Raw genomic sequence first — 16,339 nt, forward strand, 5'->3', positions numbered from 1 at the left:
ATCCGGCCTACAAACTACATACAGCCGTAGGCCTGATAAGCACAGCGCCATCAGGCAGTTCCGCGCACCATGCCGGATGCGGCTAATGCCTTATCCGGCCTACAAACTACATACAGCCGTAGGCCTGATAAGCACAGCGCATCAGGCAGTTCCGCGCACCGTGCCGGATGCGGCTAACGCCTTATCCGGCCTACAAACTACATGCAGCCGTAGGCCTGATAAGCTGCGGGAACATCGGCATTTGGCAAATCAGGCCATATCCAGCGCGGTTTTACCGTTTGGCGCCGGATACGCCTTATCTAACTGCTTCAACTCATCTACAGAGAGCGTTATCTCCAGCGCGGCGGCATTTTGTTCGACATGCGCTACGCTTGCGGCTTTCGGGATGGCTATTACACCCGACTGACGAATCACCCATGCCAGCAAAATCTGCGCAGCGCTAACATTGTGCGCACGCGCGATGTCATTCACCACAGAGTTAGAAAGCAAATCGCCACGCAGTCGTCCCGCCTGGGCCAACGGACTGTAAGCCATGACCGGCATCTGCTGCTGCTGGCACCACGGCAGTAAATCATATTCAATACCGCGCGAGGCTAAATGATAAAGCACCTGATTAGTTGCACACTCTCGTCCACCGGGTACCTGCCATAACGCCTGCATATCATCATAATCGAGATTTGAGACTCCCCAACGGCAGATTTTCCCCTGCGCAATCAGTGTTTCCATGGCATCGATGGTCTCTGCAAATGAAAAATCGCCCATCCAGTGCAGCAAATAGAGATCCAGATAATCAGTTTTCAGTCGACGCAGGCTCGCTTCGCAGGCGGCAATGGCTTTCTGTCGACCGGCATTCCATGGGTAAACTTTCGAGACTAAAAAAGCGCTATCACGCCGTCCCGTTAATGCTTCACCCACCACCTCTTCCGCTGCACCATCAGCGTACATTTCTGCGGTATCAATCAATCGCAGGCCGAGATCCAGTCCGGCCTGCAGCGCAGACACTTCATCCCGGCGTCGGCATGGATCCTCGCCCATGTACCATGTTCCCTGCCCAATAGCAGGAAGCGATACCTGGTTTGTAAACGTCACCTGTTTCGCTGTCATCGCACCCTCCTGTGTTAATGCACCACAGTAAAGCAAAACAACGTGCATGTGTCCTGTTAGGGTGCACAAATTGCACCATTATGGATTGGAAACCGATCGTTAAGGCGAGCGAAATAAAAAGCCCGGGAACAGCAAATGTTCCCGGGCCGAAAAAATACAAAATCTTATCTACGAAGTGGTTATTTCAACCGACCCAAATATTTTCCCTCTTTCATAGCGTTGATTTTTCCGTTTTTATAGACGATGACGGAAATCAAACCTGCGCTATAAGACTGAGCTTCAGCACTATTCTCATCATTTGCCGCAGGTTTGCCATTAATATAAGCAATGCCATCAGCACCACGTTTAAAGTCCACTCCAAGTTTATTCACATGCACGGGCGTGATTTTACTGGCGTGTACCGGGGCATTCGTGTCACTGACCATGGTTTTATGTTCATGCTGTAACTGTTGACGATAAGCCTCACTGATGGCATACGCAGGCGCAGCAGAGGAAGCCACCAGAGCAGCGATAATAATTAATTTCTTCATTAGTTAAACCTTAATATTTATCGTGTTTGTGGTGGTGACTGGAATTTGTATCATTTGTGCCATACAAGTTTTGCGCATTTTCCATAGCCTGTTTTTCAGCGGCAGCATTGATTGTCGCCTGACGGTTTTGCTCCGCAACATAACAGGCATCACGGCTCACACCCTTGCTTTCGCAAGCATTCATGCGTGAAGCCTCGGTGGAACAACCAGCCAGAATCCCGCCCATCACAGCTATCATGATTAACTTTATCATTATATATACCAGGTTTATTCTCAAAAAATCCACATGGCGCATTATATTTAATGCTATGAAGAGTTGCTGTCGATACTTTAAAGTTTACTTAATATCTGCAATGGGATATTTAATGTCAATTTAATTTTTTTCAGATAAATACCTAAAGATGTAAAATTAAAATCAATCGATTAATTTTTGTTTTTTTCACATGAAAGTTAACTTTCGCCATGAGATAAACATGCTAAAAGAGTTATCAATAATTTTCATTGTGCTTAACAATAAGAAAATAACGCTTACCTCGATCATAAACCCTAGTATTATCAACGCATTGTATAGCTACAAACCATTACCTCATGACAATGACTTGCTAAACCTTCACGACTATATTTCATTCAAAAATGAATAGATAACAGGCTAATAAAATAGCAGGTTTATTTTTAGTAACAGCGACAGGAATAATACGTTAAAAATTCGTTGTCGCCTGACAGAATGCCAAAACAGCACAAAAAATCAAATCTCATGTTTTAGATCAATATTCATCTCCGTCACGCACAAAAAAGCCCGCACTGATGCGGGCTAGTGCTTGACGCGCAGTAGCATCAGAACTTGTAAGTTACACCCACCGAGAAGATGCCAGACCAGGACTTATCGACCATCGGACTGTCCTTCACTTCATCACTCAAGCGCACATAACGGCCAGTTCCGTATACGTTCCAGTTTCCAATGAAGTTATAGCTCGCGGTCAACTCCAGGTACGGATCCCATCCATCGTCAGCGTTGTAGCTTTTCAGACCACTGCGGCGAGACTCGTGATTGGACACGCCATAATAATAGTCGTTGTAGTTTTCGCTGCTGTACTGCACACCGATACCCGGCGTCAGAGTCAGCCCACCATTAGTGTAACGGTAGAGCCAGGCCAGATCCCAGATAAAGCCGTTGCTGTTATCCAGAGTATCACCCGCCAGTGCAGTACGCAGGAAACCATACTGGGTGTTATGTACATACGAAAGGCCAGCCATCATGCTGCTTTTACGCTTGTCGAGTTGGCGCAAAGCATGGCTATCGCTATCACCTGGCTTGAAATGCGTCGGATCATAGTACGCCATGATGGAAAGCTTATCTGTCGTATCATTCCACAAATAGTAACCGCCACCCAAGCCGTGGAACCAGACATTATCGCCTTCATAGGTGACAACCGGAACAGGGTAAACATCGCGGTCATACTGTTTGTACGGGCTGTTAATCACGCCGACACCCGCGCCAACAGTCCACTGACTTTCCGCCTGTGCGGTGCTAACTGCGGTTGCGGCAAGGACGCCAAGTGCCAGAAGTTTGAGTTTGGTCACAATCCATAATTCCTTATTCAAATGTGTAGCGGTCAAAGTGTAACCGCCAATACGCTTCAGCCCAACTATTTTACGTATTCGCCCCAGAATGTAACCCCCTAATTTCTCAGCGAGTGATGACATTTTGCTTGCAGGACGGTGAACACCGCATGAATCCCGCTCCAATTCTTTACATAAGATGTGCTTTTTTTGCTGATGAGTTATTGATATGCCATTGAAATTCATTTGCGCACACAGGCAAGTTTTGCAAATGCCATCTACGCTTAATTTTAGAAGGTGTATCACCGAATACGTTGATCTCCTGACCACCAAAATGGCATGAGAGTTGCTTATTTATTCAGCAGCGACGTCGTTCAGTTTACCTCTTCAGGGGCCTCTACTATTCATATGAACGGCTCTTAACATGTGCTAAAAAACGAAAGGACGGCATACCATGAATATATTCGATCACTATCGCCAGCGTTATGAAGCTGCCAAGGACGAAGAGTTCACGCTGCAGGAGTTTCTTACCACTTGTCGGCAAGATCGCAGTGCTTATGCCAACGCGGCAGAGCGGCTATTAATGGCTATTGGTGAGCCTGTCATGGTCGACACTGCCCACGAACCTCGACTTTCTCGACTCTTTTCGAATCGGGTAATTGCACGCTATCCCGCCTTTGAAGAGTTTTACGGCATGGAAGATGCCATTGAGCAAATTGTTTCTTATTTGAAACATGCGGCTCAGGGTCTGGAAGAGAAGAAGCAGATCCTGTATCTGCTGGGGCCTGTGGGAGGGGGGAAATCATCTCTTGCTGAGCGACTGAAGTCGCTGATGCAGAGAGTACCGATTTATGTCCTGAGTGCCAATGGCGAACGTAGCCCGGTCAACGATCATCCGTTATGCCTGTTTAATCCGCAGGAAGACGCGCAGATCCTGGAAAAAGAGTATGGGATCCCGCGTCGCTATCTCGGTACGATCATGTCGCCCTGGGCTGCGAAACGTCTGCACGATTTCGGCGGGGACATTACAAAATTCCGCGTCGTCAAAGTCTGGCCGTCTATTCTGGAGCAGATCGCAATCGCCAAAACGGAGCCTGGTGATGAAAACAACCAGGATATTTCTGCGCTGGTCGGGAAAGTGGATATTCGTAAACTCGAACACCACGCCCAGAACGATCCTGATGCCTACGGTTATTCGGGTGCACTGTGCCGCTCAAACCAGGGGATTATGGAGTTCGTTGAGATGTTTAAAGCACCGATTAAAGTGCTGCATCCTCTGCTGACCGCCACCCAGGAAGGAAACTACAACGGGACAGAAGGTATCTCTGCCCTGCCGTTTAACGGGATTATTCTTGCCCACTCGAACGAGTCCGAATGGGTAACGTTCCGTAATAACAAAAACAATGAGGCGTTCCTTGACCGTGTTTACATCGTCAAAGTGCCTTATTGCCTGCGTATCTCTGAAGAGATCAAAATTTACGAAAAACTGCTTAACCACAGTGAGCTGACCCATGCGCCTTGCGCACCGGGCACACTGGAAACGCTCTCTCGCTTTACCATTCTTTCTCGCCTGAAAGAACCTGAGAACTCGAGCATTTACTCGAAGATGCGCGTTTACGATGGCGAAAGCCTGAAAGATACCGATCCGAAAGCGAAATCCTATCAGGAGTATCGGGATTACGCCGGGGTTGATGAGGGAATGAACGGTCTGTCCACGCGTTTCGCGTTTAAGATCCTCTCTCGCGTCTTTAACTTTGACCATGCCGAAGTGGCAGCTAACCCGGTACATCTGTTTTACGTACTGGAGCAGCAAATCGAACGTGAACAGTTCCCGCAGGAACAAGCTGAGCGTTATCTTGAGTTCCTGAAAGGTTATTTGATCCCGAAATATGCTGAATTCATCGGCAAAGAGATCCAGACGGCTTATCTCGAATCCTATTCCGAGTACGGACAGAACATTTTCGACCGTTATGTCACTTATGCGGATTTCTGGATTCAGGATCAGGAGTATCGCGACCCGGATACCGGTCAGCTGTTTGACCGCGAGTCACTGAACTCAGAACTGGAGAAAATTGAGAAACCGGCGGGTATCAGTAACCCGAAAGATTTTCGTAACGAGATCGTCAACTTTGTTCTGCGTGCCAGAGCGAATAACAGCGGTCGCAATCCAAACTGGACCAGTTACGAAAAACTGCGCACGGTCATTGAGAAGAAAATGTTCTCCAATACCGAGGAGCTGCTGCCGGTCATTTCGTTCAATGCTAAAACCTCGACTGACGAGCAGAAAAAACACGACGATTTTGTCGACCGTATGATGGAAAAAGGCTACACGCGTAAACAGGTGCGTTTACTGTGCGAATGGTATTTGCGCGTACGTAAATCGTCTTAACATAAGTGCCCGGTGGCGCATGCGCTTACCGGGCTTGCAAAACAATGTTCCGTAGGCCGGATAGCGCTAGCGCCATCCGGCACTTACAGACATGGCGAACAGTTGGCAGTACGGGGGGCTTATGACCTGGTTTATTGACCGGCGTCTTAACGGCAAAAACAAGAGCACGGTAAACCGCCAGCGCTTCTTACGCCGTTATAAATCGCAAATTAAACAGTCGATCTCCGAGGCCATTAACAAGCGTTCGGTGACTGATGTGGATAGCGGCGAATCTGTCTCTATTCCGACTGATGATATTAGCGAACCAATGTTTCATCAGGGACGTGGTGGCCTGCGCCATCGCGTGCATCCGGGTAACGACCATTTTGTGCAGAATGACCGCATTGAACGCCCACAGGGCGGCGGTGGCGGTTCAGGAAGCGGACAAGGCCAGGCCAGCCAGGATGGTGAGGGTCAGGATGAGTTCGTCTTTCAGATCTCTAAAGATGAATATCTCGATCTGTTGTTCGAAGATTTAGAACTTCCTAACCTGAAGCAGAATCAGCAGCGTCAGCTAACGGAGTACAAAACGCACCGGGCAGGTTTTACCTCTAACGGTGTGCCTGCCAACATCAGCGTGGTGCGATCCCTGCAAAACTCACTGGCGCGCCGCACGGCGATGACAGCGGGTAAGCGTCGCGAACTGCATGCTCTCGAAGCGGATCTGGAAACCATCGCGAAAAGCGAACCAGCACAGTTGCTGGAAGAGGAACGGTTACGCAAAGAGATTGCCGAACTACGGGCAAAAATCGAACGCGTGCCATTTATCGACACCTTTGATTTACGCTACAAGAATTATGAAAAACGCCCCGACCCTTCCAGCCAGGCGGTAATGTTCTGCCTGATGGACGTTTCTGGTTCAATGGATCAGTCGACCAAAGATATGGCTAAACGTTTTTATATCCTGCTGTATCTGTTCTTAAGCCGGACCTATAAGAACGTGGAGGTGGTTTATATTCGCCACCATACCCAGGCGAAAGAAGTGGATGAGCATGAGTTCTTCTACTCTCAGGAAACCGGGGGAACCATTGTCTCCAGTGCGCTGAAGTTAATGGATGAAGTGGTGAAAGAGCGCTACAACCCTGCCCAGTGGAACATCTATGCTGCACAGGCATCGGACGGTGATAACTGGGCTGATGATTCACCACTGTGTCATGAGATTTTGGCGAAAAAACTGCTGCCAGTGGTCCGCTATTACAGCTATATCGAAATCACTCGCCGCGCTCACCAAACCTTGTGGCGTGAATACGAACATCTGCAATCAACTTTTGATAACTTTGCGATGCAACATATTCGCGACCAGGATGATATTTATCCGGTATTCCGCGAACTGTTTCATAAACAAAGTACGACCAGCAATAGTTAACCACCTAAACAAATCAGCCAGAGGTTATCTTCTCTGGCTGATTTGTTACGGGTGCTGTTTTTTCATCTTATCAATATTCATCCGTTTATCCTTTTTATTTTCCCTTTACAGAGCAGCAGGCAATGTAATTGAGTTGATGACGTTGCGAACGGAAGAAGCGAAACATTTTCAGGAAACGACGACGATTTTCGCTCGTGCGTAAGCCGTTAAACACAATTTTTACCGCCCCCGTAAGCCCTTCATCACGAACTAATCCGCGCGGCGACATCAGCGACATGTTGCCATTCTGCTGCAGGACCTGTTCGAACCCGCAGTTAAGAAACAAATCACGCCAGCCTTGTCTGGTCATTGGGCTAACGTTTGATTTCACCACATCGACAAGCTGGCCCTGATCGCCCGCGCCCAGTTTTTGGGCGGTGAACATAATATCGTGGGTGAGCAGACGCCCACCGGGCTTCAACACGCGATAATATTCGGCAATTAACTTCGCCTTCGCTTTATCGGCATACATTGTCAGCATGGCTTCGTTAATCACAACATCGAAACTGTTATCCGCAAAAGGAAGAGTGTTGGCGTTAGCAGCCATCACATGAATATGATTTTCCAGACCATTTGCCGCTACGTTATTCCTTGCATTTGACAGTGCGGTTTTATCCATATCAATGGCGTATACGGTACAGCCATAGCGTTGAACTAACTCTATCGCCGTCGTGGCCATGTTGCACGCCACTTCAAGTACCTGGCTGCCGGGCGTCAGCTGTGACTGGCTAAACAACCATTCTGTTGCTTCAACGCCGCCCGGACGCAGACGGGTTTTGCCCAGGCTGGCTAAAAATGTATGACCCGCTTTTTCAGTCGCGCTCATTGGCCTGTCTCCTTTCCATAAGTTGCATTATAAATACAACATTAAGAGTTAAAGGTGAAGTACGCGAATGATTTTTATTTCAAAATGTCCTTTCCCGTAGCGTTAGAGCGGATGTATGCCGTGTGATAGACTGAAGTATCAGACTTACAGGGCTGTAAATCATTATGAAATTGCATCATAAAGCGCTCAGGATCTTTATCTCCGTCAGCGTAATTGTTTTGACATCTTCTTTTTTGGTTTATGAGCTCATTGCTAGTGATAAAGCAATGAATGCGTACATGCGCTATATCAATGAGAAAGCCGACTCCTCGTTTCTCTATGATAAGTACACAAATCAGAGCATCGCAGCCCATCTGATGCGCACATTTTCGTCCCCTCAGGGGCCTGCTTCTCTCGAACAGCAAAAAGTACTTTGCAACGCTTTCGACAGCGTTAACGGCACTCATGGGCTCAATCTCACTAAGCGCAACTATCTGCCATTACACGGTACGTTGCAGACCACCTCAACAAAATGTAGTGAACAGCTTGATGACATTTTTCTGCTGCCCTCTTTTGACCGGGCGGTCAATGTTAATCGCCAGCAGAAAGATTACGGTCAGGGATTAGGGACGCTGGAGTATAAATTTCGATATTACGTCGATCTCAAAAATAACTACGTTTATTTCTATGATGTGATCGACTCGCGGAAATTTGCGATACACAACTGGTCGTTTTTGCAAAAAGGTACGTTGGGAATCGACCAGAATGATATTGACGGTATTTTTACTGGCCGCACGGTGATCTCCAGTATTTATGAAGATAACCTGACCGAGAAAAAGGTGATGAGCTTTTTAACACCGGTTTACTACGCCAATAAGCTAAAAGGCGTGGTGATGGTGGATATTAATAAAGAGAATTTACAGAATATTTTCTATACCAGCGACCGCCCTCTCGTCTGGCGTTATCTTAACGTAACGGTCTCTGACACCAGTTCAGGTAAAGAGATCCTCGTTCACAAAAGTGAAACCGATCTGTTCCGCTATGTTCACTATGAGAAGGACATACCTGGCGGTATACGTATCACCCTCTCACTTGATGTTATGTATTTTATTGTCTCGTCCTGGAAGATATTCGCCTTCTATCTACTGGCAACGATATTGCTGCTGAATATGGTCAGAACGCATTTTCGCTTGTATCACAACGTCACACGGGAAAATGTCAGTGATGCGATGACAGGGCTCTACAACCGTAAAATTTTAACGCCAGCGCTTGAGCAGCGTTTGCAACAGTTGGTGAACACGGGAACGCTCGTGACCTTTATCGCCATTGATTGTGACAAACTAAAAGTTATTAATGATACGTTGGGGCATAAGGAAGGCGATCGCATTATCACCATTTTGGCCAAAGCTATTCAAACGTCCATTCGCAAAAGCGACTATGCCATCCGCCTCGGCGGCGATGAGTTTTGCATTATCCTCATCGATCACCCCAGTGAATTAACGCCCCGCCTGCTGGAGAGGATTCGCTATAACTTACAAATTATTGCGCAAGATAGATCAATCAGCTTCTCTGTCGGGATTTATAATATGCAGCCAAACGACACCATTGATGATGCCTACAAAGCATCTGATGCACAGCTCTACCTGAACAAACAGAAAAAACGCACCGATGCGTAATTATTTTTCTGACAGGATTTTCATTGTTGTACCAGGAGTAAGTCATGACGGAAGTAAACAAAGGTAACGCAACGCACCAGCGTTTAATCTCCCTGTTGTCAGAACACGGTGCGACCTACCGCGTAGTCAGCCATGAAGCCGTAGGCAAATGTGAAGCTGTCTCTGAAATTCGCGGTACCGCACTGGGTCAGGGTGCAAAAGCGCTGGTCTGCAAAGTAAAAGGCAACGGCGTCAATCAGCATGTTCTGGCGATCCTCTCTGCCGATCAGCAGGCCGACCTGAGCCTGTTGGCCAGCCATATTGGCGGGTTGAGAGCGTCACTTGCCAGCCCGGCGGAGGTAGATGAACTGACTGGCTGCGTATTTGGCGCTATCCCACCGTTTAGTTTTCATCCGAACCTCAAGCTGGTCGCCGACCCGCTGTTGTTTGAGCGTTTTAATGAAATTGCGTTCAATGCCGGAATGCTGGAAAAATCCGTGATCATGGATACCGCAGATTACCTGCGCATCGCACAACCGGAATTAATCCCGTTCCGCAGAGAACAATAACTTCACAAGTTAGCAGTAAAAAACATCGCTTCGTGCGTTAGCCCAAAAAAAATCATAATCATTAAAAAAAGCCTGTTCCGTCACGCATTTACGCGTACAGTAAGCAGGCTTATTTTTTCTTTTGGCAAGGAAACTACGATGTTTGATGTCACTCTGCTGATCCTGCTCGGACTGGCAGCTCTGGGCTTTGTCAGCCACAACACCACTGTCGCTGTTTCAATTCTGGTGCTGATTATTGTCCGTGTTACCCCACTGAATACCTTCTTTCCCTGGATTGAAAAACAGGGCCTGACCGTCGGGATTATAATTCTGACTATTGGCGTCATGGCGCCGATCGCCAGCGGAACGCTACCGCCCTCCACGCTCATCCACTCCTTTGTGAACTGGAAATCACTGGTTGCTATTGCCGTTGGGGTATTTGTCTCCTGGCTTGGCGGACGCGGCGTTACGCTAATGGGTAGCCAGCCTCAGCTTGTTGCTGGTTTACTGGTGGGCACGGTACTGGGCGTGGCGCTGTTTCGCGGTGTGCCAGTGGGGCCGCTTATTGCGGCAGGTCTGGTCTCATTGATTGTTGGGAAGCAGTAGCCAGCCCGTTCAGATAACGGCCTGGTGTCTGTCCCAGGCCTTTTTTGAACATAGAGATAAATGCCGTGGTCGAATCGTACCCGAGCATTTGCGCGACCTGTTGTACATTGCGGCCATCAATCAACGCCTGCAGCGCCAGAATCAGCTGGAGCTGGTGACGCCAGCGGCGAAAACTCAACCCCGTTTCTTTGACGACCAGGCGAGCAAGGTTACGTTCACTCATCGCAAATACGCTGGCCCATTGCCCCAACGTCTGCCATTGTGCAGGCTCTCTCGCCATCGTTGCGACCATTCTGCGAATTTTCGGGTGATCGGAAACCGGCAACTGCATTTGCTCCTGGGGTTGCTGCGGCAGTTCATCAAACAACACTTGCGTAAGCCGCTGGGTTGCCGGCTCCAGCCGTTGGGCATCCGTTTTGGATGCCAGCGCCAGAATAAGCTCCCGGCACAACGGAGCAATTTTCAGCGTGCAGCAACGATCGGGCATCACGACGGCCTGCGGCTCAATAAACAAAAAGCACAATTGTGCGCCAACGGTAACGTGGTTGCTGTGTGGAATTTCACCGGGGATCCACACCGCATATTGCGGGGGCACCATCCACATAGCATTCTCAACCTCACAGGTGATCGCGCCATGCAGTGCCAGAATCAACTGGCCTTTACGGTGCTGATGCAGCGGACTGAAAAGTTCATCTTCCCGGGCCTGAATACAAAACGCCACCGCCGCATCGTGGTGAAGATCGGGTTCGTATCCATCCAGCCTCAGTCCTAACATAAAAATGTCCGATTTAAGCGATAAACTGTCATTTTAGCTTGATTCATCCATTGAGTAAAAACGCTAAGGTATCGCCTCGCCTGACGATATGAGAAAAAAATGACAAATACTCCTTCCTCCCGTGGCAAGAACGCAGCGTTGCTGATCGCGGGGATCCTGATGATTGCCACCACATTGCGCGTCACCTTTACCGGTGCAGCCCCGTTGCTGGATGCAATTCGCGCCGACTACGGTCTGAGCACCGCCCAGACGGGGCTTCTGACCACCCTGCCACTGCTGGCTTTCGCACTGGTTTCACCTCTGGCTGCCGCCGTTGCGCGCCGTTGGGGTATCGAACGCAGCCTGTTTGTCGCTATGCTACTCATTTGCGCGGGTATTGCGATACGTTCGCTGCCCTCACCAGGGTTCCTGTTTAGCGGCACCGCTATCATTGGTTGCGGAATCGCATTGGGAAATGTGCTTTTACCCGGACTGATTAAGCGTGATTTTGCTCAGCATGTGGCGAAACTCACTGGCGCATACTCGCTGACCATGGGCGCAGCAGCGGCACTGGGTTCCGCCATTGTGGTACCGCTGGCGTTGAACGGGTTTGGCTGGCGCGGCGCGCTGATGGTACTGATGGCCTTTCCGCTGCTGGCACTGATTATCTGGTTACCCCAATGCCGCCAGACGGCCAATGCCAGCTTGAGCAACTCACGCGCTCTGCATTCCCGCGCGATCTGGCGCTCCAGCCTCGCCTGGCAGGTGACGCTGTTTCTGGGGATCAATTCGCTTATCTACTACGTCATCATCGGCTGGTTGCCCGCCATTTTGATCAGCCACGGCTACAGCGAGGCGCAGGCCGGTTCGCTGCATGGTTTACTGCAGCTGGCGACCGCCGCGCCGGGATTATTGATTCCTCTCGTCCTGAACAGATTTAAGGATCAGCGCGCCATCGCCGCTCTGGTTTCATTAATGTGCGCCGTCGGCGCGGCGGGATTCGCCATAATGCCCGACCAGGCATTGCTATGGACCATCCTGTTTGGCTTTGGCTCGGGCGCGACGATGATCCTCGGCTTGACCTTTATTGGCCTGCGCGCAAGCTCAGCGCATCAGGCTGCAGCCCTGTCCGGCATGGCACAATCTGTTGGGTATTTACTGGCCGCCTGCGGGCCACCGCTGATGGGGAAAATTCACGACCTCAACGATAGCTGGCTGATTCCTCTTGGCGGGGTCGCCGTGTTAGCGATGCTGATGGCGGCATTTGGTTTGTGCGCGGGGCGCAATCGGGAGATCGCGAGCGCATAATGCACAGGGCAGGTTCGTGAACAACTGCCCGTTTTTTTATCCGCGCGCGGCGCGCAGCATCGCCTGAACTAACGGCACGGGTTTTCCCGCCAGCGCTCCGCGTTCATGCTGAAAGAGCGTGCCAACATAAAATGGATGCGTCACCAGCTCAATGGCACGAATATCACCAGCCTCATCCCAACCGGTCACCCGAAGATCGCCGCTTTCAAGCTCGGCGGCAAAATCCTCCGATACGCCATAGTTGCAGTGATATCCCTCGGTGATAACATCCCGCCCGTAGGCTTTGGCAATCAGCGTATTGGCCCGCAGCTCAATATCATCCGTTTTTTCTACCAGCGAGCAGGTCAATGGTGCTATCACCATCCGACCCGTGGTGTCAGTCTCGGCGTGGGCGGCGTCGCGCCAACCCAGCACGTTGCGGGCGTACTCCAGAATTGCATGTTGAAAGCCGCCGCAGGTCCCCAGGAACGGGATGCTGTTTTCACGCGCGTAGCGTATCGCTATCAGCGCCCCTTCAAGATGGCGATATGGACTGCCTGGAACGACCCAGATGGCATCATAGCCAATCAAGTCCTCACTGCTGTTGATATCAGATGTAGTTAGCCAGTCATAATCAGCCACCAATTCCAGGACGGCGGCAGCATCATCGATAGCAAGGGGAATAGCCTGGTGCGCCACAATATCGGGGCTGTAATCGCCCACCAGCGCAATGCGAAGCGTATCTTTAATTGGGGAAATTTCCATTAAGCTTTCCTTGTGTCCTGACAATAAGGGACAGCATAAGGAGCCTCAGCCTACCGACTTTTTAGTGGTATCACAATCCCTTAAATTGGGAGTCAGGGTGGGCAAAATGCTATAATGGTCACGTTTTACGATCTTATTTAACCGTAATAAAGTTGATGAGCAATACCTGAGCGGTAGCTGAAAGGAGCGGATGAAGAGATGAAGATTCAGTGTAAACGCGTGTATGACCCGGCAGAAAAAAGCGATGGTTATCGCGTGTTGGTCGACCGGTTGTGGCCACGCGGGATAAAAAAGACTGACCTTGCTTTCAACGAATGGAATAAAACGCTGACGCCATCCTCTGAATTGCGCAAAGCATTCCACGCAGAACTGATCGATTTTTCACACTTTTCCGAGCAATATCGCGCAGAGCTGGCCCAACGGCAGCAGGAAGGAAAGCGCCTCGCAGAGATTGCCCGACAGCAAACCTTAACGCTACTGTATGCGGCGAAAAATACCCAGCAAAACCACGCGCTGGTGCTCGCTGAATGGCTACGTCAATGCTGACCGCGTATTACTTGGCCGTTGCCGGATGATCTCTACGCCAGAGTGACCATTCATCAATTACTTCCCCGTTGGGTAGTTTGCAGTCAGACTTAACACCTTGCGGAGTCTGCACCGCAATCAGCGAGCCGCCCTTTTGTTCGCAATACACCGATGCTGGATTCGCCATGCCAACTTTCGGTGGCACAGGCGCTTCCGATTCCGTGGTACACCCCGCCAGCACCAGCAAGCCGGGCAAAACAATAAATGCCAGTTTCATATTTACTCCTGTTTAAAACCTTATCTTGGCAGGTTACCCCGACTTTCCATCTATCTCCATATTTTCCTGCCAGCTATCCATTTTATGTTTACATTCTGAGCTGGATGGCGTGTTTCATCTTTCACCTCGATGTTCTATCATGCGGGCAACGTCAGCCCAGTCATTACTCAGGAGCATTTACATCTCATGTCGGACATGATCCTTGCCAGAGTCTCACAATCCTTAGCCACGGAGCAGTCTGTTGAAAGTCTGGTTCGGCAACTTCTGGAGATGCTGGAGATGGTGACTGAGATGGAATCGACCTACCTGACCAAGATCGATCTGGATGCCCGTCTGCAGCATATTCTGTATGCACGTAATAGCCGCCAAATGCAGATCCCCGAAGGGCTATCCGTGCCGTGGGATGAAACGCTGTGCAAACGCGCTATTGAGGAAAACTGTCTGTACAGTGACAACGTGCCCGCACGCTGGCCGGAATGTACCGCCGCTCGCGCACTGGACATCACCACCTTTCTGAGCACTCCCGTTCATCTTCCTGACGGAACGTTTTACGGTACACTCTGCGCTACCAGCCGCCGCCAGCAGGCATTGAGCCAACGTGGAGAACAAGTATTACATCTGTTTGCCGGTCTGATCGCCCAGTCGATTCAAAAAGAGTCGCTGGTTGCTCAGTTACGTGAAGCGAACGCTGCGCTGATTGCTCACTCCTACACCGATGCCCTGACCGGTTTACCGAATCGGCGCGCAATATTTGAAAATGTGGAAACCCTTTTTTCGCTTGCCCGCCATCTCAGGCAGAAGATAGTTGTCGCCTATATCGATTTGGATGATTTCAAACTGATTAATGACCGCTTTGGCCACGAGGTTGGTGACCAGTTCCTGATCCAGATTGGGCAGCGCCTGCTCCGTGAATGTAATGATAATGACATTCTCGGTCGACTGGGCGGTGACGAATTTTTAGTCGTTCGCCTGTCAGCGGAAGATGAACTTGATCAACTTATGCGTCTGCAGCAGGTGAAAAATCAGCTGCAACAGCAGATTTGCGGTGACTACCACCTGGGTGACATTCATCTGTATTATCCTGGTGCCAGTCTGGGTGTGGTGGAAATTGATCCTCTGGAGACTGATGTAAACTGTGCGCTTCATCTTGCAGACAGCGCAATGTATCAGGATAAAAAGCGTCAGGATAAAACCCCTTTTGTCGTACATTAAGCCCTGCTATGCTGGCTCGTCTTTAAATAACTCTGGTAGATAATCGTATGCGACTCGGTATTATTTTCCCTGTCATTATTTTCATTTCCGCTGTCGTTTTCTTATCCTGGTTTTTTATTGGCGGCTACGCTGCGCCGGGAGCATAACGATGAAAAAAACAACGATTATTATGATTGGCGTGGCGATCATCGTGGTTCTGGGCACGGAACTGGGGTGGTGGTAACCAAAATAAAGGCCACTTATCAGTGGCCCCTATTATCTGTATGTTTACTTAGCTTTTGATTTTTCTATAGATAAACAACACCACAATCGCACCGATAACCGCTACGACGAAACTGCCGAAGTTGAAACCATCAACTTTACCAAAACCAAAGAAGGTACTGATCCAGCCACCCACTACCGCACCGACAACCCCTAAGATAATGGTCATAAAGAATCCGCCGCCATCTTTACCCGGCATAATCCATTTTGCCAAAATCCCAGCGATAAGACCGAAAACCACCCATGAAATAATGCCCATAATTTTCCTCACTTATGTTTTTAAATTAACGATTCACTCGTTGTATAAAAGCATAGCATAGCGCTGAAAAATTAAAATTTGTGATCGTCATCACTTCATATTTTCATCTTTTTCCGATGTTTCATAAGGTTATGACTGCTGACCGGCAGGCTAAATTTTTGCCGCTCCTCGTCATTAATGTCGAATCGTCAGTCATTATGCTTAACTCTTTTGCCGTCAGCCCCGTTATTGCTGGGTTTTCACTTCTGGCACACTTTATGCTTAAACAACCCGTCGATACGACAAATCGTAGTCCGCGGTGCTTATCGCGCGGCTGCGTCTACAATTCGCGCTATTTCAGCATTTAACAGGTCTGTTA

At 49.3% G+C, this 16,339-nt stretch carries 18 protein-coding genes and 1 pseudogene; 10 read left to right on the plus strand and 9 right to left on the minus strand.

The features are described 5' to 3' along the window. Positions 1 to 249: 249 nt before the first annotated feature. The 4 genes from OGY04_RS07805 to OGY04_RS07820 form a co-directional block, all read right to left on the minus strand. Positions 250 to 1,104 carry an aldo/keto reductase gene (locus tag OGY04_RS07805; protein WP_286585080.1) on the minus strand — a complete coding sequence of 285 codons (855 nt, stop codon included), beginning with the start codon at positions 1,102 to 1,104 and terminating at the stop codon, positions 250 to 252. A gap of 179 nt (positions 1,105 to 1,283) precedes the next feature. Next, positions 1,284 to 1,634: a hypothetical protein gene (locus tag OGY04_RS07810; protein ID WP_032943110.1), complete on the minus strand. Its 351-nt coding sequence runs from the start codon at positions 1,632 to 1,634 to the stop codon at positions 1,284 to 1,286. A 10-nt stretch (positions 1,635 to 1,644) separates the two neighbouring features. Continuing rightward, the gene (locus tag OGY04_RS07815) at positions 1,645 to 1,887 is read right to left on the minus strand and encodes a hypothetical protein (RefSeq protein WP_286585082.1); all 243 of its coding nucleotides are present in this window, start codon (positions 1,885 to 1,887) and stop codon (positions 1,645 to 1,647) included. Between the two features lie 581 nt (positions 1,888 to 2,468). Next, entirely contained in the window at positions 2,469 to 3,215 is a 747-nt protein-coding gene (locus OGY04_RS07820; RefSeq protein ID WP_032943108.1) for a MipA/OmpV family protein, read from the minus strand. A 433-nt stretch (positions 3,216 to 3,648) separates the two neighbouring features. Here OGY04_RS07820 and yeaG point away from each other — a divergent pair, with 433 nt between their 5' ends. Beyond that, the gene (gene yeaG / locus OGY04_RS07825; RefSeq protein ID WP_003030707.1) at positions 3,649 to 5,583 is read left to right on the plus strand and encodes a protein kinase YeaG; all 1,935 of its coding nucleotides are present in this window, start codon (positions 3,649 to 3,651) and stop codon (positions 5,581 to 5,583) included. 121 nt (positions 5,584 to 5,704) lie between these two features. Continuing rightward, a complete protein-coding gene (locus tag OGY04_RS07830) occupies positions 5,705 to 6,988 on the plus strand; it encodes a YeaH/YhbH family protein (RefSeq protein WP_286585083.1) in 1,284 nt (427 codons plus the stop codon). A 94-nt stretch (positions 6,989 to 7,082) separates the two neighbouring features. On the opposite strand, the gene OGY04_RS07835 is transcribed toward OGY04_RS07830, so the two are convergent. Then, entirely contained in the window at positions 7,083 to 7,853 is a 771-nt protein-coding gene (locus OGY04_RS07835) for a class I SAM-dependent methyltransferase (protein ID WP_008784518.1), read from the minus strand. A gap of 164 nt (positions 7,854 to 8,017) precedes the next feature. On the opposite strand from OGY04_RS07835, the gene dgcJ reads away from it, so the two are divergent. The 3 genes from dgcJ (at position 8,018) to OGY04_RS07850 (ending at position 10,641) form a co-directional block, all read left to right on the plus strand. Then, positions 8,018 to 9,508: a diguanylate cyclase DgcJ gene (gene dgcJ, locus OGY04_RS07840; RefSeq protein ID WP_008784517.1), complete on the plus strand. Its 1,491-nt coding sequence runs from the start codon at positions 8,018 to 8,020 to the stop codon at positions 9,506 to 9,508. Positions 9,509 to 9,552: 44 nt separating this feature from the next. Further along, complete coding sequence (locus OGY04_RS07845; RefSeq protein ID WP_032943105.1) at positions 9,553 to 10,056, plus strand: YbaK/prolyl-tRNA synthetase associated domain-containing protein; 504 nt, start codon at positions 9,553 to 9,555, stop codon at positions 10,054 to 10,056. Positions 10,057 to 10,194: 138 nt separating this feature from the next. Next, positions 10,195 to 10,641: a DUF441 domain-containing protein gene (locus OGY04_RS07850; RefSeq protein ID WP_003832453.1), complete on the plus strand. Its 447-nt coding sequence runs from the start codon at positions 10,195 to 10,197 to the stop codon at positions 10,639 to 10,641. On the opposite strand, the pseudogene OGY04_RS07855 reads toward OGY04_RS07850, so the two are convergent. Beyond that, positions 10,618 to 11,416, minus strand: a pseudogene (locus OGY04_RS07855) (AraC family transcriptional regulator). The gene OGY04_RS07850 and the pseudogene OGY04_RS07855 sit on opposite strands and share 24 nt — an antisense overlap. A 99-nt stretch (positions 11,417 to 11,515) precedes the next feature. On the opposite strand from OGY04_RS07855, the gene OGY04_RS07860 reads away from it, so the two are divergent. After that, complete coding sequence (locus tag OGY04_RS07860; protein WP_213752532.1) at positions 11,516 to 12,703, plus strand: CynX/NimT family MFS transporter; 1,188 nt, start codon at positions 11,516 to 11,518, stop codon at positions 12,701 to 12,703. A 36-nt stretch (positions 12,704 to 12,739) separates the two neighbouring features. Here OGY04_RS07860 and OGY04_RS07865 read toward each other — a convergent pair whose 3' ends face one another. Then, complete coding sequence (locus tag OGY04_RS07865; RefSeq protein ID WP_048214377.1) at positions 12,740 to 13,447, minus strand: CTP synthase C-terminal region-related (seleno)protein; 708 nt, start codon at positions 13,445 to 13,447, stop codon at positions 12,740 to 12,742. Positions 13,448 to 13,645: 198 nt separating this feature from the next. On the opposite strand from OGY04_RS07865, the gene OGY04_RS07870 reads away from it, so the two are divergent. Further along, positions 13,646 to 13,993 carry a DUF488 domain-containing protein gene (locus OGY04_RS07870; RefSeq protein WP_286585084.1) on the plus strand — a complete coding sequence of 116 codons (348 nt, stop codon included), beginning with the start codon at positions 13,646 to 13,648 and terminating at the stop codon, positions 13,991 to 13,993. A 7-nt stretch (positions 13,994 to 14,000) separates the two neighbouring features. On the opposite strand, the gene OGY04_RS07875 is transcribed toward OGY04_RS07870, so the two are convergent. Next, positions 14,001 to 14,249 (minus strand): putative hemolysin, encoded by a 249-nt coding sequence (locus tag OGY04_RS07875; protein WP_267445693.1) that lies wholly within the window; start codon positions 14,247 to 14,249, stop codon positions 14,001 to 14,003. Between the two features lie 186 nt (positions 14,250 to 14,435). Between OGY04_RS07875 and OGY04_RS07880 the strand changes: the two genes are divergently transcribed. The 3 genes from OGY04_RS07880 to yoaJ are packed head-to-tail and all read left to right on the plus strand — an operon-like array spanning position 14,436 to position 15,684. Continuing rightward, a complete protein-coding gene (locus tag OGY04_RS07880) occupies positions 14,436 to 15,461 on the plus strand; it encodes a sensor domain-containing diguanylate cyclase (protein WP_060682330.1) in 1,026 nt (341 codons plus the stop codon). 47 nt (positions 15,462 to 15,508) lie between these two features. Then, the gene (locus OGY04_RS07885; protein WP_032941789.1) at positions 15,509 to 15,607 is read left to right on the plus strand and encodes a YoaK family small membrane protein; all 99 of its coding nucleotides are present in this window, start codon (positions 15,509 to 15,511) and stop codon (positions 15,605 to 15,607) included. Positions 15,608 to 15,609: 2 nt separating this feature from the next. Beyond that, the gene (gene yoaJ / locus OGY04_RS07890) at positions 15,610 to 15,684 is read left to right on the plus strand and encodes a protein YoaJ (protein ID WP_095533175.1); all 75 of its coding nucleotides are present in this window, start codon (positions 15,610 to 15,612) and stop codon (positions 15,682 to 15,684) included. Positions 15,685 to 15,732: 48 nt separating this feature from the next. On the opposite strand, the gene OGY04_RS07895 is transcribed toward yoaJ, so the two are convergent. After that, on the minus strand, positions 15,733 to 15,981 hold the full coding sequence (locus tag OGY04_RS07895) for a GlsB/YeaQ/YmgE family stress response membrane protein (protein WP_003832440.1): 249 nt from the start codon (positions 15,979 to 15,981) through the stop codon (positions 15,733 to 15,735). Positions 15,982 to 16,339: the final 358 nt, after the last annotated feature.

Origin of the sequence: Citrobacter sp. Cpo091 (genome assembly GCF_030332645.1) — a bacterium.
Lineage (GTDB): Bacteria > Pseudomonadota > Gammaproteobacteria > Enterobacterales > Enterobacteriaceae > Citrobacter > Citrobacter portucalensis.